Origin of the sequence: Ancylobacter sp. WKF20, from assembly GCF_029760895.1 — a bacterium.
Taxonomy (GTDB): Bacteria; Pseudomonadota; Alphaproteobacteria; order Rhizobiales; family Xanthobacteraceae; genus Ancylobacter.
This window is the reverse complement of the sequence record NZ_CP121679.1, coordinates 1,752,252-1,773,091: the sequence shown is the minus strand read 5'-3', so window position 1 is coordinate 1,773,091 and position 20,840 is coordinate 1,752,252. Positions and strand designations below refer to the sequence as shown.

Annotated in this window: 16 protein-coding genes; 11 read left to right on the top strand and 5 right to left on the bottom strand. The window is 67.8% G+C overall.

Annotated elements, in window-relative coordinates:
* The first annotated feature begins 277 nt into the window (after positions 1–277).
* The 4 genes from AncyloWKF20_RS08160 to ppx are packed head-to-tail and all read left to right on the top strand — an operon-like array spanning position 278 to position 6,025.
* Positions 278–1,408: an AI-2E family transporter gene (locus AncyloWKF20_RS08160; protein ID WP_279317372.1), complete on the top strand. Its 1,131-nt coding sequence runs from the start codon at positions 278–280 to the stop codon at positions 1,406–1,408.
* A gap of 3 nt (positions 1,409–1,411) precedes the next feature.
* Entirely contained in the window at positions 1,412–2,131 is a 720-nt protein-coding gene (locus AncyloWKF20_RS08155; protein ID WP_279317371.1) for a DnaA/Hda family protein, read from the top strand.
* Positions 2,132–2,157: 26 nt separating this feature from the next.
* Entirely contained in the window at positions 2,158–4,503 is a 2,346-nt protein-coding gene (locus tag AncyloWKF20_RS08150; RefSeq protein WP_279317370.1) for an RNA degradosome polyphosphate kinase, read from the top strand.
* 4 nt (positions 4,504–4,507) lie between these two features.
* Entirely contained in the window at positions 4,508–6,025 is a 1,518-nt protein-coding gene (gene ppx, locus AncyloWKF20_RS08145; RefSeq protein WP_279317369.1) for an exopolyphosphatase, read from the top strand.
* Positions 6,026–6,061: 36 nt separating this feature from the next.
* On the opposite strand, the gene rnd is transcribed toward ppx, so the two are convergent.
* Positions 6,062–7,210: a ribonuclease D gene (rnd, locus tag AncyloWKF20_RS08140; protein ID WP_279317368.1), complete on the bottom strand. Its 1,149-nt coding sequence runs from the start codon at positions 7,208–7,210 to the stop codon at positions 6,062–6,064.
* A 138-nt stretch (positions 7,211–7,348) separates the two neighbouring features.
* Between rnd and AncyloWKF20_RS08135 the strand changes: the two genes are divergently transcribed.
* Together AncyloWKF20_RS08135 and aspS are read left to right on the top strand one after the other, a co-directional pair.
* Positions 7,349–7,819 (top strand): DUF992 domain-containing protein, encoded by a 471-nt coding sequence (locus AncyloWKF20_RS08135; RefSeq protein WP_267581957.1) that lies wholly within the window; start codon positions 7,349–7,351, stop codon positions 7,817–7,819.
* 152 nt (positions 7,820–7,971) lie between these two features.
* On the top strand, positions 7,972–9,744 hold the full coding sequence (gene aspS, locus AncyloWKF20_RS08130) for an aspartate--tRNA ligase (RefSeq protein WP_279317367.1): 1,773 nt from the start codon (positions 7,972–7,974) through the stop codon (positions 9,742–9,744).
* Positions 9,745–9,981: 237 nt separating this feature from the next.
* Here aspS and AncyloWKF20_RS08125 read toward each other — a convergent pair whose 3' ends face one another.
* Together AncyloWKF20_RS08125 and AncyloWKF20_RS08120 are read right to left on the bottom strand one after the other, a co-directional pair.
* Positions 9,982–10,824 (bottom strand): lytic murein transglycosylase, encoded by an 843-nt coding sequence (locus AncyloWKF20_RS08125; RefSeq protein WP_279317366.1) that lies wholly within the window; start codon positions 10,822–10,824, stop codon positions 9,982–9,984.
* A gap of 71 nt (positions 10,825–10,895) precedes the next feature.
* Positions 10,896–11,639, bottom strand: coding sequence for a DUF3750 domain-containing protein (locus AncyloWKF20_RS08120; RefSeq protein ID WP_279317365.1), 744 nt, complete (start codon positions 11,637–11,639; stop codon positions 10,896–10,898).
* A gap of 216 nt (positions 11,640–11,855) precedes the next feature.
* On the opposite strand from AncyloWKF20_RS08120, the gene AncyloWKF20_RS08115 reads away from it, so the two are divergent.
* The 3 genes from AncyloWKF20_RS08115 (at position 11,856) to AncyloWKF20_RS08105 (ending at position 16,115) form a co-directional block, all read left to right on the top strand.
* Positions 11,856–13,277 (top strand): malonyl-CoA decarboxylase, encoded by a 1,422-nt coding sequence (locus AncyloWKF20_RS08115; protein ID WP_279317364.1) that lies wholly within the window; start codon positions 11,856–11,858, stop codon positions 13,275–13,277.
* A 124-nt stretch (positions 13,278–13,401) separates the two neighbouring features.
* The gene (locus tag AncyloWKF20_RS08110; protein WP_279317363.1) at positions 13,402–14,817 is read left to right on the top strand and encodes a sensor domain-containing diguanylate cyclase; all 1,416 of its coding nucleotides are present in this window, start codon (positions 13,402–13,404) and stop codon (positions 14,815–14,817) included.
* Positions 14,818–14,888: 71 nt separating this feature from the next.
* Positions 14,889–16,115, top strand: coding sequence for a cyclopropane-fatty-acyl-phospholipid synthase (locus AncyloWKF20_RS08105; protein WP_279317362.1), 1,227 nt, complete (start codon positions 14,889–14,891; stop codon positions 16,113–16,115).
* Between the two features lie 56 nt (positions 16,116–16,171).
* Here AncyloWKF20_RS08105 and AncyloWKF20_RS08100 read toward each other — a convergent pair whose 3' ends face one another.
* Positions 16,172–16,369: a hypothetical protein gene (locus AncyloWKF20_RS08100; RefSeq protein ID WP_279318052.1), complete on the bottom strand. Its 198-nt coding sequence runs from the start codon at positions 16,367–16,369 to the stop codon at positions 16,172–16,174.
* Between AncyloWKF20_RS08100 and AncyloWKF20_RS08095 the strand changes: the two genes are divergently transcribed.
* Positions 16,298–18,832, top strand: a complete 2,535-nt coding sequence (locus tag AncyloWKF20_RS08095) for an HWE histidine kinase domain-containing protein (RefSeq protein ID WP_279317361.1) — start codon at positions 16,298–16,300, stop codon at positions 18,830–18,832. The genes AncyloWKF20_RS08100 and AncyloWKF20_RS08095 overlap by 72 nt on opposite strands.
* A 15-nt stretch (positions 18,833–18,847) precedes the next feature.
* Here the strand turns inward: AncyloWKF20_RS08095 and AncyloWKF20_RS08090 are convergent, their stop codons facing one another.
* The gene (locus AncyloWKF20_RS08090; protein ID WP_279317360.1) at positions 18,848–19,501 is read right to left on the bottom strand and encodes a TetR/AcrR family transcriptional regulator; all 654 of its coding nucleotides are present in this window, start codon (positions 19,499–19,501) and stop codon (positions 18,848–18,850) included.
* A 131-nt stretch (positions 19,502–19,632) separates the two neighbouring features.
* Here AncyloWKF20_RS08090 and AncyloWKF20_RS08085 point away from each other — a divergent pair, with 131 nt between their 5' ends.
* Complete coding sequence (locus AncyloWKF20_RS08085; RefSeq protein ID WP_279317359.1) at positions 19,633–20,817, top strand: HlyD family secretion protein; 1,185 nt, start codon at positions 19,633–19,635, stop codon at positions 20,815–20,817.
* Positions 20,818–20,840: the final 23 nt, after the last annotated feature.

Sequence of the window (20,840 nt, the reverse complement as noted above, 5' to 3'; positions counted from 1 at the left end):
GCGGCGGATTTGGCGGAAGCGGGCATGGCGGGCACCGGGAACGTGACCGCCGCCTTGTGCCACACCCACGCCGCCCCGTCACCGCACGCCGCGTCACGACCTTCGGCGGGCTCTGGCAGCGCCGTGCCGCCTATTCACCCGCCGCACGCCTCCCCCTGTGAATGGCGGGAACCGTCTGCCTTGGCGCGGCTTCTGCATGAGCGCTGCCGCAATTATCCTGTATGGAGAAAGCACGCGTCGCCCTGCGGAAGGGCGTTCGTTCCGAAAGGGAAGATGAATGGCCTGGCACAAGCAGGTGACGTTCTGGGTGACGGCGCTGGTTCTGGTGATTCTCGCCGCCTGGCTGCTGTCCAGCGTGCTGCTGCCCTTCGTGGCGGGCCTCGCGCTCGCCTATTTCCTGAACCCCGTCACCACACGGCTGGAGCAGTGGGGTGTCAACCGGCTGGTGGCCTCGCTGGCGACCATCGCGCTCACGCTGATGCTCGCCATCCTGCTGATGCTGCTGGTGCTGCCGATCTTCGGCTCGCAGCTTGCCGCCTTCATCCAGCGCCTGCCGGAATACATCCTGAAACTCCAGAACCTGATGGCGGGCGAAGACGCGGCGTGGCTGCGCAATTTCGTCGGCGACCGGATGCCGGCCATCCGAGAGGGCCTGAACGAGCTTGTGTCGCAGGGCGCGAGCTACATGCTCAGCCTTATCCAGTCGATCTGGACCGGCGGGCAGGCGCTGATCTCGGTGTTCTCGCTGCTGGTCATCACGCCCGTCGTCGCCTTCTACATCCTCAACGACTGGAACCACATGGTGGAGAAGGTCGATAGCTGGCTCCCGGTCCACAACCGCCCGGTGATCCGCACGCTGGCCTGCCGCATGGACCGGGCGATCGCCGGCTTCGTGCGCGGCCAGTCGCTGGTCTGCCTCATCCTCGGCAGCTTCTACGCCATCAGCCTCACCATGGCGGGGCTGAATTTCGGCTTCGTCATCGGCTTCGTGTCGGGGATCATCACCTTCATCCCCTATGTCGGCTCGCTCACCGGGCTGGTGCTGGCGACCGGCGTCGCCATCGTGCAGTTCTTCCCGGATTACTGGATGATCGGCGCTATCATCGGCATCTTCGTGTTCGGCCAGTTCGTCGAGGGCTACATCCTCTCGCCCAAGCTGGTGGGCGACAGCGTGGGTTTGCACCCGGTGTGGCTGATGTTTGCCCTGCTGGCCTTCGGCTATCTGCTCGGCTTCCTCGGCCTGTTGCTGGCGGTGCCGCTGGCGGCGGCGGCGGGCGTGCTAGTGCGCTTCGCTATCGACCAGTATCTCCAGAGCCCGCTTTATACCGGTGAGCAGGCGCCGGAGAGCCTCGCCCCGCCGGCGCCCGTGCCGGGCCTTCCCGCCATCTCGGACCGCCGGGTGCGCTGAGCGATGACCGCGCGCCAGTTGCCGCTCGACCTGCCGCATGCCGACAGCCGCTCGCGCGACGATTTCCTGCCGGCGCCGTCCAATGATGCGGCGCTGGCGCTGATCGACGCCTATCCGCACTGGCCGGCACCGCTGGTGGCGCTGGTCGGGCCGGAGGGGGCGGGCAAGTCGCACCTTGCCGCCATTTTCGCGGCGATCAGCGGGGGGCCGGTGGTGCCCGCGCGCGATCTCGCCATCGACGCGCTGCCAGGGCTTCTGGCGAGCGGCGCGCTGGTGGTGGAGGATCTGGGGGAAGGGTCCCTCGACGAGGCGGCGCTGTTCCATCTGGTCAATCTCGCCAAGGAGCAGGACGCCCGCGTGCTGCTCACCGCCCGCCGGGCGCCGGGCACCCTCGCCGCCGGCATGACCATCCGCGATCTTGCCTCGCGGCTGCGGGCCATGCCTTCCGTGGCGCTCGGCCCACCGGACGACGCGCTGCTGGCCGCGGTGGCGGTGAAACTGTTCGCCGACCGGCAGATCGCCCCGGATGAAGCCTTGCTCGCCTTCCTGCTGCCGCGCGTGGAGCGCTCCATCGCCGGGGTGCGCGAGGTCGTGGCCGCGCTCGACCGCGAGGCGCTGGCGCGCAAGAGGCCCTTGACGCGCGCGCTCGCTTCCGAACTCCTTCGGGAGCGGGAGCTTTCATCCGCTGCCGTGCCGAACGGCGCGGACGGGCGGAATTCCTGAACATTGACCCAAGCTTAAGGTGCGCCATGTCATCCAGCCGTCACGAAGCGCGGCGACCTTCCCGCCCGACGAAGCGGCGGGTCCGTGCCAAGGCCGCCCCCGCTCAGGAGACGGTCGCAGGCGCCGCCCGCGCCGAGGATGGAGGGTTGACGGTGAGCGAAGCGGAAGCGCCGGCTGTGGCGCATGTGGAACTGGGGCAACTCACCGTTCATGAGCCGGTAACGCCGGTGCCGCTCGAAGCCGAGCTGATGGCGTCGCCCGACCGCTTCATCAACCGCGAGCTGTCCTGGCTGCAGTTCAACCGCCGCGTGCTGGAGGAAGCCTCCAACCGCGAGCACCCGCTGCTGGAGCAGCTGCGCTTTCTCTCCATCTCCGCCAATAATCTCGACGAATTCTTCATGGTCCGCGTCGCCGGCCTCAAGGAGCAGGTGCGCGAGGGCTATGGCGGCCGGAGCCCGGACGGGCTGACCCCCGCCGAGCAGCTTCCGCTCATCGGCGCGGCGGTGGCCGAGCTCGGCGAGGACCAGCAGGCGCGCTGGCTGGAACTGCGCGGCATTCTGACCGAGGCCGGCGTCGCGCTGGTTGACGGTTCGGATGTGGACAAGGCCGACCGGGCGGTGCTCGACGAGTTCTTCCTGAGCCACGTCTTCCCGGTGCTCACCCCGCTCGCCATCGACCCGGCGCATCCTTTCCCCTTCATCCCCAATCTCGGCTTCTCGCTGGCGCTGCAGCTCGCGCGCATCAGCGACGGGCGCACCATGAACGCGCTGATCCGCGTGCCCGCCAAGATCGACCGCTTCGTGCGCCTGCCGGACGGCGCGAACGGCGCCATGCGCTTCATCACGCTGGAGCAGATGATCGGCCTGTTCATCGGCCGCCTGTTCCCCGGCTATCAGGTGCGCGGCCTCGGCGGCTTCCGTGTCATCCGCGACAGCGACCTCGAAGTGGAGGAAGAGGCGGAAGATCTGATGCGCCAGTTCGAGACGGCGCTGAAGCGCCGCCGGCTTGGCCAGGTGATCCGGCTGGAAGTCGAATCCACCATGCCGGAAGAGCTGCGTATCTTCGTGGCGCGCGAGCTCGGCGTGGCCGATGATGAGATCTTCCTGGTCCACGGCGTGCTGGCGCTGAACGAGTTCAGCCAGCTCGTCGGCGTCGACCGGCCGGACCTCAAGTTCAAGCCGTACAATCCGCGCTTCCCCGAGCGCATCCGCGACCATGCCGGCGACTGCTTCGCGGCGATCCGCGAGAAGGATCTGGTGGTTCACCACCCCTATGAGTCCTTCGACGTGGTGGTGCAGTTCCTGCGGCAGGCGGCGCGCGATCCCAACGTCGTCGCCATCAAGCAGACGCTCTACCGCACCTCCTCCGACAGCCCGATCATCAAGGCGCTGGCCGAGGCGGCCGAGGCCGGCAAGTCGGTGACCGCGCTGGTGGAGCTGAAGGCGCGCTTCGACGAGGAGGCCAATATCCGCTGGGCGCGCGACCTGGAGCGCGCGGGCGTGCAGGTGGTGTTCGGCTTCCTGGAGCTGAAGACCCACGCCAAGCTCTCGCTCGTGGTGCGCCGCGAGGGCGGCACGCTGGCGAGCTACTGCCATGTCGGCACGGGCAATTATCACCCGATCACCGCGCGCATCTACACCGACCTGTCCTTCTTCACCGCCGACCCGGCCATCGGGCGGGACGTGGCGCGCATCTTCAACTTCATCACCGGCTATGCCGAGCCGGCGGAGCTGGAGACCATGTCCATCGCCCCGCTGACGCTGAAGAAGCGCATTCTCGACCACATCGCCGCCGAGGGCGAATTCGCCAAGGCCGGCCGCCCCGCGGCGATCTGGCTCAAGATGAACTCGCTGGTCGATCCGATGATCATCGACGCGCTCTACCGCGCCAGCCAGAACGGCGTGCCGGTGGATATCGTGGTGCGCGGCATCTGCTGCCTCAGGCCGGGCGTGCCGGGCCTCTCGGAGAATATCCGGGTCAAGTCCATCGTCGGCCGCTTCCTCGAACATGGCCGCATCTACTGCTTCGGCAACGGCCATGGCTTGCCGAGCCCCGAGGCGGCGATGTACATCTCCTCGGCCGATCTCATGCCGCGCAACCTCGACCGCCGCGTCGAGGCGCTCTGCCAGATCACCAACCCGACGGTGCACATGCAGATCCTCGACCAGATCATGGTCGCCAACCTGCAGGACACCCAGCAGAGCTGGCGCATCTTGTCGGATGGCTCGTCGGAACGCATAGTGGCCGGCGAGGGCGAGGAAAAATTCAACGCCCAGAAGTATTTCATGACCAATCCGAGTCTGTCGGGACGTGGCAAGTCGCTTAAAGAATCTTCGCCAAGAAGCCTCGTCCGCCGTCGCGAGCGTTCGTGAGCGCATGAGCGACACCGTCAGCGGGGCGGAAATGCGCCCCGCCGCCGATGGCCCGATCGCCGTGATCGACATTGGCTCCAACTCGGTCCGTCTCGTCGTCTATGAGCGCCTGTCGCGCTCGCCGACGCCGCTGTTCAATGAGAAGGCGTCCTGCGGCCTCGGCCGGGAAGTGCTGACCACCGGGCGGCTCAACGCCGACGCGGTGGAGAAAGCGCTGGCGACGCTGCGCCGCTTCCGCGTGCTGTGCGACCGCATGGGCGTGGCCAAGCTCTATGTGCTCGCCACCGCCGCCGCGCGCGACGCCTCCAATGGGCCGGAATTCATCGCCACCTGCGCCGAGATCTGCCGCACCGAGGTCGAGCTGCTCTCCGGCAAGCGCGAGGCGCAACTATCCGCGCTCGGCGTGCTCTCCGGCGTGCATCACGCCAATGGCGTGGTCGGCGACCTCGGCGGCGGCTCGCTGGAGCTTGCCGACGTTCACGGCCAGCGCATCGGCTCGGGCATCACCTTCCCGCTGGGCGGCCTCGCGCTGCAGGACACCTCCGGCCGCTCGATCAAGAAGGCGGTGAAGATCGTCCGTGACGCGCTCGCCAAGGAGCGTCACCTCGAACATCTCAAGGGCCGCACCTTCTACGCGGTCGGCGGCACCTGGCGCGCGCTGGCGCGGCTGCACATGTTCCAGCGCGGCTACCCGCTGCACGTGATGCACGGCTATGTCATTCCCGCCCGCGAGGCGCTGGAATTCTGCCGGCTGGTGCTGCGCGTGCCGATCGACACGCTCTCGCGCATCGACACGGTGTCGGAGAGCCGCCGCCCGCTGCTCGCCTATGGCGCGCTGGTGCTGGAGCATGTCATCCGGGTCGGCAAGCCGGAGAACATCTTCATCTCGGCGCAGGGCGTCCGCGAGGGGCTGCTCTATGAGCTGCTGCCGCCTGAGGACAAGCCGACCGATCCGCTGATCGCCGCTACCGCCGAACTTAATAATGTCCGCTCGCGTTCCCCCGCCCATGGCTGGGAGCTGATCGACTGGACCGACCGCTTCATGGCGCATTCCGGCATTGACGAGACGGTGGAGGAAAAGCGCCTGCGCCACGCCGCCTGCCTGCTCGCCGACATCAGCTGGCGCGCGCATCCCGATTACCGGGAGGAGCAGAGCCTCAACCTCATCGCCCATGCCGCCTTCATCGGCGTGGACCATCCGGGCCGCGCCTTCCTCGCGCTGGCGATCTATTACCGCCATGCCGGGCTGGTGGACGAGGATCTCTCCCCGCGCATTCGCGAGCTGGTCTCGGCGCGGCTGCTCGACCGGGCGCGCATCCTCGGCGCGGCGATGCGGGTGGCCTATATCCTCTCCGCCGCCATGCCGGGCACGCTGCCCATCGCGCCGCTGGCGGTGGAACGGGGCAAGCTGGTGCTGAGGCTGAAGGGCGACCTCGCTTTGCTCGGCAGCGACCGCGTGCTCACACGGCTGCGCACACTCGCCCGGCTGATCGGCCGCGACTTCGCGGTGGCGACAGACTGAAGCCAGATCTCGGCGGGCCGAGGCCCGCCGATCGTCTCACCGCTCGACAGCGATGACCCGGCCGCGCTGCATGGCGAGCGCCAGATGGCCGGCCTTTAGCGCCAGCGCCTGCTCGCCGAACAGCTCGCGCCGCCAGCCATGCAACGCCGGCACGTCCGGGGCGTCGTCCGCCGCGATCTGCTCGAGATCGTCCACCGTGGCGATGACCTTGGCGGCGACGCCGTGCTGCTCGGAGGTCATGCGCAGCAGCACCTTCAGCAGTTCGACCGTCGCCGAGGCGCCGTTGGAGAGCGGCTTGTCGCGCTCGATGCGCGGCAGCGTCTTGGGGTCGCGCGCAAGGCCGGCCTTTACCGCCTCGACGATCTGCTCGCCCGAGCGGGAGCGCTCGAACCCCTTGGGGATGGAGCGGAGCTGACCGAGCTTCTCGACGCTGCTCGGGTGCTGGCTGGCGATCTCGCCGATCACGTCGTCCTTGAGGATGCGCGAGCGGGGAATGTCGCGCGACTGCGCCTCGCGCTCGCGCCAGGCGGCGACTTCCATGAGCACCGCCAGATCCTTCGGCTTGCGGGCGCGCGAGCGCAGCCGCTCCCAGGCGCGCTCGGGCTCCTGCCGGTAGGTCTCGGGCGAGGTCAGCACCGCCATTTCCTCGCCGACCCAATCGGCGCGCCCGCGCTTGGCGAGGTCGGCTTCCAGCTTGAGGAACACATCGCGCAGATGAGTGACGTCCGCCTCGGCATAGGCAATCTGCGCGGCGGTGAGCGGGCGGCGCGACCAGTCGGTGAAGCGCAGCGACTTGTCGAGCACATGGCCGGTGAGGCGCTGCACGAGCTGATCATAGGAGATGGAATCGCCATGGCCGAGCACCATGGCGGCGACCTGCGTGTCGAACACCGGATGGGGGATGATGCCGGCGAGATGCCAGACGATTTCGATATCCTGCCGGCCGGCATGGAAGACCTTCAGCACCTGCTCATTCGCCATCAGGGCGAAGAACGGGGCGAGGTCGATGCCCTCGGCTACGGCGTCGATCACCACCGCCTCGTCGGCGCTGGCGATCTGCACGACACACAGCTTCGGCCAGAAGGTGGTCTCGCGCAGGAATTCGGTGTCGACGGTGACGAAGCGGTGGGTCGAAAGCCGTTCGCAGGCCGCGGTGAGGGCGTCGGTTGTGGTGATCATATCCATGTCGCGTGCTTCTTAGCGGAGTCGCACGCGCGAGACGACAGCAATCATGCCGGAATCGGTGGTTAAGCATTAACCATGGGCGACTAGTTTCGGCCCATCGATTCCATGCCGGGGTACCGGTGCCAAGGGGGGAAACCCATGAAGAACGTGCTTTTCGCCGCCACTGCCACCGTGCTCGCCCTCGCCGCGGTCCCGGCGAGCGCCGCTGATCGCGTCAAGACCGGCGTCCTCGTCTGCAATGCCGGCGCGTCGATCGGCATGATCATCAGCTCCAAGCAGGAACTCGCCTGCACCTACACCCCGTCCGACAACAGCCCGGTGCAGCGCTATTCCGGCGTCATCAAGAGCGTCGGCCTCGATCTCGGCGTGACCGGCGGCGGCGTGATGACCTGGGGCGTGCTGGCGCTGACCAAGCAGGTGGCCCCCGGCGCGCTGGCCGGCCCCTATGGCGGCGTTTCCGGCGATGTGGCGCTCGGCGTCGGCGTCGGCGCCAATGTCCTCGTCGGTTCCGACAAGTCCTATGCGCTTAACCCCGTCTCGGTCGAAGGCAATGTCGGCGCCTCGCTGGCGCTGGGCGTCTCCAGCCTCGAACTGCGCTACGTCCCGTGAGCCGTGCGGGCGGGGCGTTCGCGCCCCGTCCTTGCACCCGTCTCGCTTGACAAAGCCGAGCCCTGCATGCACCCCTCCGCGCGCCCCGCGAGAGGGGTGACGTGTTTTCAGACGTGCGGCCTCTGGCCCGCGAATAGCCTCGGGATAGACCCATGCACCGCTATCGCACCCATACCTGCGGGGCCCTTCGCGCGAGCGATGTCGGCGCCACGGCCCGCCTCTCCGGCTGGTGCCACCGCATCCGCGATCATGGCGGCGTGCTGTTCATCGACCTGCGCGACCATTACGGCCTGACGCAGGTGGTGGTCGATCCCGACAGCCCAGCCTTCAAGCTGGCCGAGACCGTGCGCGCCGAATGGGTGATCCGCGTCGATGGCCGCGTGCGCTCGCGCCCGGCCGGCACCGAGAACCCCGATCTGCCGACCGGGCAGGTGGAGATGTACGCCACCGAGATCGAGGTGCTGGGCCCGGCCGCCGAGCTGCCGCTCCCGGTGTTCGGCGATGTCGAGTACCCGGAAGAGACGCGCCTGCGCTACCGCTTCCTCGATCTGCGCCGTGAGAAGCTGCACAAGAACATCATGACGCGTGGCGCCATCATCGACGCCATGCGCGCGAAGATGAAGGGGCAGGGCTTCTTCGAGTTCCAGACGCCGATCCTCACGGCCTCCTCGCCGGAAGGCGCGCGCGACTTCCTCGTGCCGAGCCGCCTGCACCCCGGCAAGTTCTACGCCCTGCCGCAGGCGCCGCAGCAGTACAAGCAGCTCATCATGATGAGCGGCTTCGACCGCTACTTCCAGATCGCCCCCTGCTTCCGTGATGAAGATCCGCGCGCCGACCGCCTGCCGGGCGAGTTCTACCAGCTCGACCTCGAGATGAGCTTCGTCGAGCAGGAAGACGTCTTCGCCGCCGTCGAGCCGGTCATCACCGGCGTGTTCGAGCAGTTCGCCGAGGGCAAGCCGGTCACGAAAGACTGGCCGCGCATTCCCTATGCCGTGTCGATGCAGAAATATGGCACCGACAAGCCGGATCTGCGCAACCCGATCGAGATGCAGGATGTCTCCGAGCATTTCCGCGGCTCGGGTTTCAAGGTATTCGCGCGCCTGCTGGAAGACGAGAAGAACCGTGTCTGGGCCATTCCCGGACCGGGCGGTGGCTCGCGCGCCTTCTGCGACCGCATGAACTCATGGGCGCAGGGCGAAGGTCAGCCCGGGCTCGGCTACATCATGTGGCGCGAAGGCGGGGAGGGCGCCGGCCCGCTCGCCAACAATATCGGCCCGGAGCGTACCGAGGCGATCCGCGCGCAGCTCGGCCTTGGCGCCGGCGATGCCGCTTTCTTCGTTGCCGGCAACCCGGAAAAGTTCGTCAAGTTCGCGGGCGCTGCGCGCACCAAGGTGGGCGAGGAGTTGAAGCTGGTCGATTTCGACCGCTTTGAACTGGCCTGGATCGTCGATTTCCCGTTCTATGAGTGGAACGAGGACGAGAAGAAGGTCGACTTCTCGCACAACCCCTTCTCCATGCCGCAGGGCGGTCTCGACGCGCTGAACGGTCAGGACCCGCTGACCATCAAGGCGTTCCAGTACGACATCGCCTGCAATGGCTACGAGATCGCCTCCGGCGGCATCCGCAACCACCGCCCCGAGGCGATGGTGAAGGCGTTCGAGCTCGCCGGCTATGACGAGCAGACGGTGATCGACCGCTTCGGCGGCATGTACCGCGCCTTCCAGTACGGCGCGCCGCCCCATGGCGGCATGGCGGCGGGCGTCGACCGCATCGTCATGCTGCTCTGCGGCGTGACGAATCTGCGCGAGATCTCGATCTTCCCGATGAACCAGCAGGCGCAGGACATCCTGATGGGCGCCCCCAACGAGGCGAGCCCGAAGCAGCTGCGCGAGCTGCACATCCGCACCAACCTGCCGGAGAAGTAGGCGGCGGGTCCCTGCGACCCCCGCATGAACCCTTGCACTGAAACGAAAATCCCCGGGCTCGCGCCCGGGGATTTTCGTTTCAGTGTGCGCCTCACATCAGGAAGCGCGATGAAGGGGTGGCTCCGCTCATGCCGTCATCCCGGACGGCCGAAGACCGATCCGGGATCGTGTTCCCCTGAGGGCGGCGCGCGATCCCGGCTCTGCGCTGCGCTTCGGCCGGGATGACGGAGCCTCGATCTACTGCGTGAGCTGCTGCGCGAAGATGCCCAGCGCCTTGGCGTAGACTTCCGCCTTGTTCCAGCCGAGCAGCGCCTGATAGTTCGGCTCGCCCGGACCCCAGCCGGCGCCGGCGCGCCAGCCATAGCCGCGCAGATAGTTGGCGGTGGAGGCGAGCACGTCGGGGGCGCTGCGCACCAGGTCGGCGCGGCCGTCGCCATCGAAGTCCACGGCGAACTTCACATAGGAGCTGGCGAGGAACTGGGTCTGGCCGATCTCCCCGGCCCAGGCGCCGCGCATCTCGTCGAGCGTGAGGTCGCCGCGCTGGTAGATGCGCAGCGCGTCGAGCAGCTGGGGGGTGAAGAAATCGGTGCGCCGGCAGTCATAGGCGAGGGTGGAGAGCGAGCGCAGGATTGGCATCTTGCCGATGTTCACGCCGTAATCGGTCTCCATGCCCCAGATCGCGACGAGGATCGGGCCGGGCACGCCATATTGCCGCTCGATACGGGCCAGCGTCGAGGCGTATTGCTGGAGCATCTGCCGGCCCTTGGCGATGCGCCCCTTGGAAATGCGGTTCTTGATGAACTCCTCAAGGCTCACCTTGAAGTGCTTCTGGTTGCGGTCGAGGCTGATGACCTTGGTGTCGTAGGTCACGCCGTCGAGCACGCGCAGCGTTCCGGGCGCGATGCCCTGCGCGACCGCCTCGCGGCGGAACTCGCCCATCCAGGCGTCGAAGCCGGAGGCGTCATTGCCGCAGGTCGCGGCAAGGGCAGGCGACGCGGCGAGGAGGACGGAGGCGATGGCGCCGGCAAGAAGCGTACGGACACCCCGCAGGGCACGAAGGGGGGCAGGCTGGTCGAACATGGTTCCTCCCGGAAGCGCGGCATCGCGTGCAGGATGCGCGGAGAAGATGAACGCGCGGTATCGGCAAAAGATCAAATGCCGATGCGACCAAATCCGGGCAGCTTGATACCGGGCTGGCGGATGTCGAGCCCGGCGACCGCGCCGAGCAGGTTGACCTCGATCCCCTCGACCCAGGCCAGCGTCACGCCCGCATAGCCGCCGAGCGACAGGCTGAGCCCGGTACGCGAGGGGGCGAGCGCGATCCAGTCACCGGCGACGGGGAAATCCTTGCCGATGGCGGTGGGAGGCAGGGCGACCGCGAGTTCCGGCACCTGCCGCACCACATGGGCGATGAAGGTGTTGGAGTTCGGCCCCGGCCAGACATGGTAGTCGCCATACTGGCGGTAGGGATAGCTCGCCACCGCCGCCCGCAGTTTGGGGATCAGCGCGGTTGCGGCGGCGCCCGTCGCCTCGAACACGATCTCCGGCTCGTTGCCATACCAGCGCCCGTCCGGCGCGTAGCCATTGCGGCGGATCGGCGAGCCCCAGCCCACCTTGTCATAGCGCTCATAGGCGCCCGCGCCCTGCTCCTTGACCACCAGCCAGGTATGGACGGCAAAGATGCCGCGCCAGCGGCCGACGCGGGCGGCGTAGATGCGCACCATGGCCTCGGGATGCGCGTCGGCCGCCGGCAGCGTGCCGGTGCTCGACCAATCGGCGGTGCGCCAGTTCGCCGACCAGTCGCGCTCGTGCCATTGCACGAGAGCATGGGCGCCGAGCGGCAGGGCGAAGAACAGCAGGAAGGCGAGGAGGAACATGCGGGCAGCGCGGATCATGGCGCCCTAATCTGCGTGCCCGAACGTCATCAACAAGGCTTGGCCGCCCCCGCACGCGAAAATGTGTTCGCTGCCAGCCCCTGTCGCCCCAAGCTTTTGGAGGTGGCGGGGCTGCGGATCGCCGCATGGGGCGTCTTGCGCCGGCCGCGCCAAACGGCTCTCATACCCGACTTGACGCGGATCACGCGCGAGCCTTTACCCGTTAGCGGAGCGACCATGGACGCAGGCGCGAGCTTCTTCGGCGATCTGCTCGGCTCCATTGCCGAACGTGGCCGCGCGCTGCTGGATCTTGGCCGCGAGCGCCGGCCGGTCGGGGCTGTGCGCGCGGCGGGCCTCAAGGAACTCTGCGACCGGCTGCTCTCCGGCCAGGGCGAGGCCTCGGGCGTCGCGCTGGCGCGGGAGATTCTTCTCGCCTATGCCGGGCTGAAGACCGGCGAGCGGGTCGCCTTCTTCGAGATCCTCGCCAGCGCCTTCGGGCCCGATCGGGCGAGGCTGGAGGCCGCCATCGCCGCCTACAGCGCGGCGGCGACCGACGGGGTGCCGTCGCCCGCGCTCACCTGGGAGCTGCATGCGGCGAGCGAGCCGCGGCGCCAGGAGCTCATCCGCCGGCTCAACCTCGCTCCGGGCGCCACGGCGCGGCTGGTGGCGATGCGCAGCGATCTGCTTGACGCGATGGCGCGCCGCCGCGACCTTGCCGAGGTCGATCGCGACTTCATCCATCTGTTTTCTTCGTGGTTCAATCGGGGGTTCCTCGTGCTCCGCCGGATCGACTGGTCGACGCCCGCCAATGTGCTCGAGAAGATCATCCGCTATGAGGCGGTGCATGAAATCCGCGACTGGGACGATCTGCGCGCCCGCGTCGATAGCCCGGACCGGCGCTGCTACGCCTTCTTCCACCCCGCGCTGGTCGATGAGCCGCTGATCTTCGTCGAGGTCGCGCTGACCCGCGACATTCCGGGCGCCATCGGGCCGATCCTGGCGGAAAAGCGCACGCCGCTCGACCCGAAGGCGGCACGCACGGCGGTGTTCTACTCGATCTCGAACTGCCAGCGCGGTCTCGGCGGGGTGAGCTTCGGCAATTTCCTCATCAAGCAGGTGGTGGAGGAAATCTCCCGCGAGTTCCCCGGCCTGACGCATTACGTCACGCTCTCGCCGGTCCCGACCTTCCGGGGCTGGCTGGACGAGGAACGCGCCAGCCCCAGCTCGGCGCTGCTGACGGCGGACGACCGCGCGACGCTCGACACGCTGGCGGCGAGCGAGACGCCCGACGCGGCGCTCATCGCCCGCGCGACGCCGGTGATCGAGGCGCTGGCGGCGCATTATTTCCTCGTCGCCCGCTCGCCCAAGGGCAAGCCGCTCGATCCGGTGGCGCGCTTCCACCTCGGCAATGGCGCGCGGCTGGAACGGATCAACCCGTTTGGCGACCTCTCGGCGCGCGGGCTGGCGCAGGCCTATGGGCTGATGGTGAACTACCTCTACCGGCTCGACGAGATCGAGGCCAATCACGAGGCCTTCTTCGACAAGAGCGAGATCGTCGCCAGCCCGCAGGTGCGTCGCCTTCTGCGGGCGGAGGGCGTCGTGCCGCCAGCGGCCAAGACCTCGGCGAAAGCTGCGAAGTCCAAGGCGCTGGCCGGGTAAGGCCCTCGCCGGGGCCGGCTCGCGGGCTTGGCGAGCGTTCACGCCCCTTTCAATTGCCAAGCCGTGTGGCTGTGGTGTTAACCTCATCGATTAGGTGCATGGCCGGGATGAGGAGAGCACCAACGTGCCGCCTTATGCCGTGCCGGACCAAGCCCCACTGGTTGCGCAGCCGATTCCGGGTGCTGACGTCATTCCCTTGAGCGATCTGGTCGATCTCGCGCGAACCTCGCTCGATCTTCCCATCGCTTTGCTGCTGCTGGACACCCCGCCCGCCATCATCGCGCGCGGCCTGGCGCCGGAGGAGCGGCCATGTCCGCAGGTGCTCGCCGCGCTTGCCCATGGCTCCACTCCCTGCCTGATCGAGAATGCGCGGCCGGCGCTTCCCGGCTTGCCGGGGATCGCCTGCTATGCGGCGGTTCCCATCTGCGTGGATGGCGACGTCGTCGGCTCCTTCGCGGTCATGGACCGGGTGCCCCGGGCGCTGCCAGCCGATCTCCTCGAACGTCTGGACGCCTTTGCCCGTCTCGCCGCCGGGCTGGTGCGCGCGGCCCATGTCTCCGACGCGATGACCCGCGAGGCCCGGGAGCGGGACGCGGCGCTCGCCCGTTACAAGAAGATGTATGACCGCTCCTCGAGCCTCGCCAAGATCGGCGTCTGGGAGTGCGAGCTCGCCACTGGTGCGATCAGCTGGACCGATGGGGTCTATGACATTTTCGACCTGCCGCGCGGGGCCGTCATTCCGCGCGATCATGTGCTGGCGCTCTACACCGACCGTTCTCGCGCGGAGATGGAGGCGATGCGGGCGAAAGCGATTGCGGAGGGTGACGGATTCACGCTTGACGTCGAGATCATCACGTCGGGCGGGGAGCGGCGCTGGGTGCGGCTCTCGGCCGATATCGAATGCGTCGACGGCAAGCCGGTCCGCATCTTCGGCACCAAGCAGGACATCACGCTGGAACGCCAGCTCATGGACCGGCTGCGGCTGCTCGCCGAATGCGACCCGCTGACTGGCATCGCCAATCGCGGCGTGTTCGAGAGCCGGCTGGCCGAGGCGGCGGTAGCCGAGAGGGGCCGCAATCGGCTGGCGGCGCTGGCGATCATCGATGTCGACGGTTTCAAGCAGATCAATGACACGTTCGGCCATGCGGCGGGCGATGAGTGCCTGCGCGAGATGTCGCGCCGCCTCAGGCTGGCCTTCGGCGAGGACGCGCTGGTCGCGCGCATCGGCGGCGACGAATTCGGCGTGCTGGCCTTCGGAGCGGCGGAGGAAGGGCGGATCGCCGGCCTTGCGGCGCGTGCCATTGCCTGCCTGTCGCAACCCTTCCTCTGGCGCAACCGCCGCGTGGCGGTCAGTGGCTCCATGGGGGTGACACTCGCGGGAGGCAGCGTCGCGCCGGCCCAGCTCTTCGTCCAGGCGGACCGCGCCCTCTATGCGGCCAAGGAGGCCGGCCGCAACACCTACCGCCTCTATGATGCGAAGGCGCACCGGCTCGGCCCTTCCGGCCGGCGTCTGACCATCAGCGCCATTCGCTCCGGATAAGCCTGCCTTGACAGAGCCGGCATGGCTGGTGCCGGATGCCCTTTGTGTCTGTCGACGTGCGGTGTGTCTAAATGCGTCTCCTGCCCCATCTGCTCAAGCGTTTTGTCCATAAGGGCAGCCTTGTCGTCATCGAGCCGAATGGGATGCGCACGGTCTTCGGCAGCGGCGCGGACGGCCCGACCGTGGTCATGCACCTGCATGACGACAAGCTCGACCGCGAGCTGTTCTTCAATCCCGAGCTGGTCGCGGCCGAGGCCTATATGGATGGCCGGCTGACCTTCGAGGACGGCTCCACCGTCTATGATTTCCTCTATCTGTTCTCGATCAACCGGCGCGGTCTTGCCGCCCATCCGGTGCAGCAGGCGCTGCGGCGGAGCTGGCGCGCGTTCAAGCGCTGGCACCAGTCCAACCCGCTGAAGAAAGCCGCGAGCAACGCGCAGAGCCATTACGACCACCCGCCGGATTTCTACCGGCTCTGGCTCGACAGCCAGATGATCTATTCCTGCGCCTATTTCCCCACGCCCGACGCCTCGCTGGAGGAGGCGCAGCAGGCCAAGCTCCGCCACATCGCCGCCAAGCTGAAGCTGGAGCCGGGGATGCGGGTGGCCGAGATCGGCTCCGGCTGGGGCGCGCTGGCGATCTACCTCGCCAAGCTCGGCGTGCATGTCACCGCCATCAATGTCGCGACCGAACAGCTCGCCGAATCGAAGAAGCGCGCGGAGGCGGCCGGCGTGCTCGATCGCATCACCTTCTTCGAGCGCGACTATCGCGAGCTGACCGGCACCTTTGATCGCGTCGTCTCGGTCGGCATGATGGAGCATGTCGGCGTCAACCATTTCGACGAGTATTTCAACACCATCAAGCGGCTGCTGGCGCCCGGCGGCTTCGCCATGATCCACGCCATTGGCCGCATGTCGCCGCCCGGCACGACGGCGCCGTTCATCCGCAAATACATCTTCCCCGGCGGCTATGTGCCCGCCATGTCGGAGGTCTTCACCTCGCTGGAGCGCGTCGGGCTATGGACCGCGGACTGCGAGTTCCTGCGGCTGCACTATTACTGGACCATCAAGCACTGGCGGCAGAACTTCGAGGCGGTGCGCCCGCAGGTCGTGGCGATGATGGGCGAGCGCTTCACCCGCATGTGGGAGTTCTATCTGGTGGCCGTCGAACTCGGCTTCCTGCATGGCTCGAACATGGTGTTCCAGCTCCTGCTGGCCAATGAGCGCGACGCCGTGCCGGTGATCCGCGACTTCATCACCGATGAGGAGCGGGCGCTGGCGGCGCGGCTGCCGGCATAAGCGACGGAATTGTCGGGAACTTCTGGTCTTCGGGCACGTTGAGCGGGCTGGGTCTTTCACAGCCGAAGCTCGATCAGCATGCCCGCCTCCAGAAATGCCCCGTTGCGGCGGGTGTTGCCGTCCTGCCCCGTGAACTCGTCCTCAGCGCGCGCCGCCCGGCGCGTCGAGCCCTGAGGCGCATCGTGCAGGGGCCCGTTGATCTCACCAATTGTGACCGCGAACCCATCCATGTCCCCGGCGCCATTCAATGCCATGGCTGCCTGATCGCGTGCGACCCGCAGGGCGGGGTAGTGCGCCGCCACTCGACCAATGTGCCGGAGATGCTCGGCCTGCCGGACGATCTCATCGGCCGGGATCTCGCCGATCTGGTTGGTCTTGAGGCCGCCGGGCGCATTCGCGAGGCGCTTGACCGCGCCGCCGAACCCTCGGCCCCCGCGCTGCTGTTCGGCCTCGAGATCGCCTCGGGCGCGCGTTTCGATGTGTCGGTCCATGCCTTCGCTAGCAACGCCATCATCGAGTTCGAGCCGCCTTCGGCCGAGGATGGGCCGGCGCTCGACCTCGCGCGCTCGCTTTTCGCCCGGGTGCGCGGCGAGACCAATATCGACAAGCTGCTGGAACATTCCTCGCGGCTCCTGCGCACCACGCTCGGCTATGACCGGGTGATGATCTACCGCTTCGCGCCGGATGGGTCCGGGCAGGTGGTGAGCGAGGACAAGCGCGAGGATCTGGAAAGCTTTCTCTACCAGTGGTTCCCCGCCAGCGACATTCCCCAGCAGGCGCGCCAGCTTTATCTGCGCAACATCATCCGGGTGATCGGCGATGCCAGCGGCGAGCGCTGCGGGATGTCGCCGTTCGACGACGAGATGGACGAGCCGACCGACCTGTCCTTCGCGCATCTGCGGGCGGTCTCGCCGATCCACCTCGAATATCTCCGCAATATGGGCGTCGCCGCCTCCATGTCGATCTCGGTCGTGGTGGACGGCGCGCTCTGGGGCCTCGTCGCGTGCCACCATTACGCGCCGCGCGTGCTGCCCATGTCCGAGCGTGTGGCCGCGGAGATGTTCGGCGCGTTCTTCGCGCTGCACCTTCAGGCGCTCAAGCAGAAGCGCACGCTCGATGTCGCGACCGCCGCGCGGCGCGCGCTTGACCGCTTCCTGCGCCTCGCCTCGCAGCATGAGGACGTGGGTGAGCTGCTGCGCACCCATATGGACGAATTCTCCAAGCTGATGCCCTGCGACGGCATTGGCCTGTGGCTGGGCGGGGAGTGGAGCGCGCAGGGCGCGGTGCCGCCGACCTCCGCCATACCGAACCTCATCGCCCATGTCGGTCCGCAGGCCGACGGCAAGGTATGGGCGACGGATTCGCTCTCGCGCGACTGGAAGGACGCGGAGGCGTTCAGCGCCACCGCCGCCGGGGTGCTGGCCCTGCCGCTGTCGCAGCTTCCGCGCGACTATCTGTTCTTCTTCCGCCGCGAGATCGTCCACACGCTGGATTGGGCGGGCCGGCCGGAGAAGACCTATGAGACCGGCCCGCTGGGCGACCGGCTGACGCCGCGCAAGAGCTTCGCCATCTGGAAGGAGACGGTGCGCCATCAGGCGAGCCCCTGGACCGACGGCGACCGCGAGATCGCCGAGGCGGCGCGCTCGACGCTGGTCGAGATCGTGCTGCGCCATAGCGAGCTGATGGCCGACGAGCGCGAGAAGGCGGATACCCGCCAGCGCATGCTCAATGAGGAGCTGAACCACCGGGTCAAGAACATCCTTGCCGTCATCAAGTCGCTGGTCGAGCACTCGCTGCAGGATGGGCGCAGCACGCAGGATTATGTCGAGAGTCTGCGCGGGCGTATCCAGGCGCTGGCGGTGGCGCATGATCAGGTGGTGCGCGGGGCCGGTGGTGGCTCGCTGGGCGACCTGTTGCGCGCCGAGCTGTCGCCCTATGGCGGCACGGCGACGCGCGCCTCGCTGATCGGCCCGACCGTGTGGCTCGACGCCCGCGCCTTCTCGGTGATGGCGCTGGTACTGCACGAACTCTCCACCAACGCGGCCAAATATGGTGCGCTGTCGCAGCCGGGCGGACGGGTCGAGGTGACCTGGCAGCTTGTCGAGGATGGCGGCTGCGAGGTGGTCTGGCGCGAGCTCGGCGGGCCGGCGGTGAAGCGCAGCGGCCGATCCGGCTTCGGCACGGCGCTGATCGAGCGCGCGGTTCCCTATGATCTCGGCGGCGAAAGCCAGATGCAGTTCGCTGAAACCGGGCTCACCGCGCGGTTCCTGTTGCCGGGCAAGCATGTGCTGAGCTCGGGTCTCATCAATCCGGGCGCGGAGGATGATGCCGCGGCCGCGCCGGAGGAGGCGGCGGCCGACCGGCTCGACGGCATCAATGTGCTGCTGGTCGAGGATCAGATGCTGATCGCCATGGATGTCGAGTTCATGCTGGAAGATGCCGGCATCGCCCATGTCGTCACGGCGCCCTCCGCCGCCGACGCGCTGCGCCGGTTGAAGGACTTCACGCCGGATGTGGCGGTGCTGGACGTCAATCTCGGCTCGGGCACCTCGGCGCCGGTGGCGATCGAGCTCAAGCGGCGCGGTGTGCCGTTCATCTTCGCCACCGGCTATGGCGACCGCTCGATGATCCCCGCCGATTGCGAGGATATCAGCGTGCTCGCCAAGCCCTATGAGCGCGAACCGCTGATTGCCGCGTTGCGCGAACTGCGCCAGTAGGGGAGGGGCGAGCCCTCAGGCGGCGCGCCCATAGCTCGCGAGGAAGACGCGCACGGCGCGATCCACCACCGCCTCGATCTGCTGCTGCGTCGGTGGCTCGGCGCCGGCGAACATCATCGCCTTGACGAAATTGCCGTTGCACATGTTGAGGAACAGGACGCCGAGCTCGACGGCGTCTTCGCCCGCCAGATCCAGCCGTCCACGGGCCTCCTGCGCGCGCAGCAATTCGGCGAGGCGAATACCGCCCAAGGCCGGCCCCGCATCGAAGAAGTTGCTGCCGATGCGCGGGAATTTCTCGGCGACCCCGATCAGCATGCGGATCAGCCGGATATGGTCGGGCCGCACCATCATGGTCATGAAGGACAGGCCGATGCGCCGGAGCATGTCGTCGACCTCGTCGACGGCCGGATCGACCTCGAACATATGCTCGGCCGACCGGTTGCGCTCGCACATGGCCAGCGCGCCGAACAGCTCGTCCTTGCTGGAGAAATGCGCGTAGATCGTCGCCTTGGAGACACCGGCCGCCTTGGCGACCTCGTCCATGCTCGCGCCATCGAAGCCCTTGTCGAAGAAGACGCGGCGCGCGCCCTCGATCACCTCGCGGCGCTTGGGGGAATCGATGTCGGGGCGCGCCGGGGTGTTGGGCGCGAGTACGGTGGTGTCGCTCATGGTCATGCAGCCTCGCGATCAGTTAGCGGGCGGAGTGATCTTTTGGCAAGGGCATTGACTAAACGGTTTAGTTTGATATGTAAAGCCCAGATTGAACTAAACGGTTTAGTTGACCCTTGGTGAGGTAGGCCATGGCCCAGCCCGGTGCACGTAGTCTGGAAATCGGTGAGATCGAGCCGCAGGGCGGCAACGAGCCGGTGCCCTTCGTCGCCCGCAAGGTGGCGGAGGCGCCCGCGCCCGTGGAAGCCGCGCCGCCGGCCGAGGCTCCCGCCGCGCCGAAGAAGTCGCGCCGCAAGCTCGTCTTCGGTGCCATCCTGCTCGCCGCGCTGATCGGCGGCGGCTATTACGGCGCGCATTGGTGGCGGGTGGGGCGGTTCCTCGTCGCCACCGACGACGCCTATGTCGGCGCCGACACCTCGGTCATCGCCGCCCGTGTTGCCGGCCATGTCGTCAGCCTCGATGTCGAGACCAATCAGCCGGTGAAGAAGGGCGACGTTCTCGCCCGCATCGACGATGGCGACTTCGCCCTCGCGGTGAAGGCGGCCGAGGGCAAGATCGCCACGCAGGAAGCCACCATCGAGCGCTACGGCCAGCAGATCGAGGCGGCCAAGGCGAGCGTGGATCAGGCCAAGGCGCAGCTTGTTTCCAGCCGGGCCGAGCTGAACCGCACCCAGCTTGAGCTGGACCGTCAGACCGAACTCGCCAAGTCGCAATTCTCCAGCCGCGCCACGCTCGAGACCGCCCGCGCCGACCGCGACAAGGCGCAGGCCTCGGTGGATTCGGCGCAGGCAGCCATCGCCTCGGCCGACGCGAATGTCGATGTGCTGCACGCCGAGCAGACCGAGGCCATCCGCCTGCTCGACGAGTACCGCACCGCCCGCGATCAGGCGCAGCGCAATGTCGACTTCACCGTCGTGCGCGCGCCGTTCGATGGCGTGGTCGGCAACCGCGCCGCGCAGGTCGGCCAGCTCGTGCAGGAAGGCACCCGCTTGCTCGCCCTCGTGCCGATGAGCCAGGTCTATGTCGACGCCAACTTCAAGGAGACGCAGCTCGGCAAGCTGCATCCCGGCCAGAAGGTCGACATCGAGGTCGATGCCTACCCCGATGAGCAGTTCCACGGCCGCGTGCTGAGCGTCGCCCCGGCCTCGGGCTCCGTCTTCAGCCTGCTGCCGCCGGAGAACGCCACCGGCAACTTCACCAAGATCGTGCAGCGCGTGCCCGTCCGCATCGAGCTGGACGAGGAAGCCCGCGCCAAGGCCGAGCTGCGGCCCGGCATGTCGGTGACCGCCACCGTCGATACCCGCGAAGGCGCCTGAGCGGGCGCCGGATAAGGATCCAT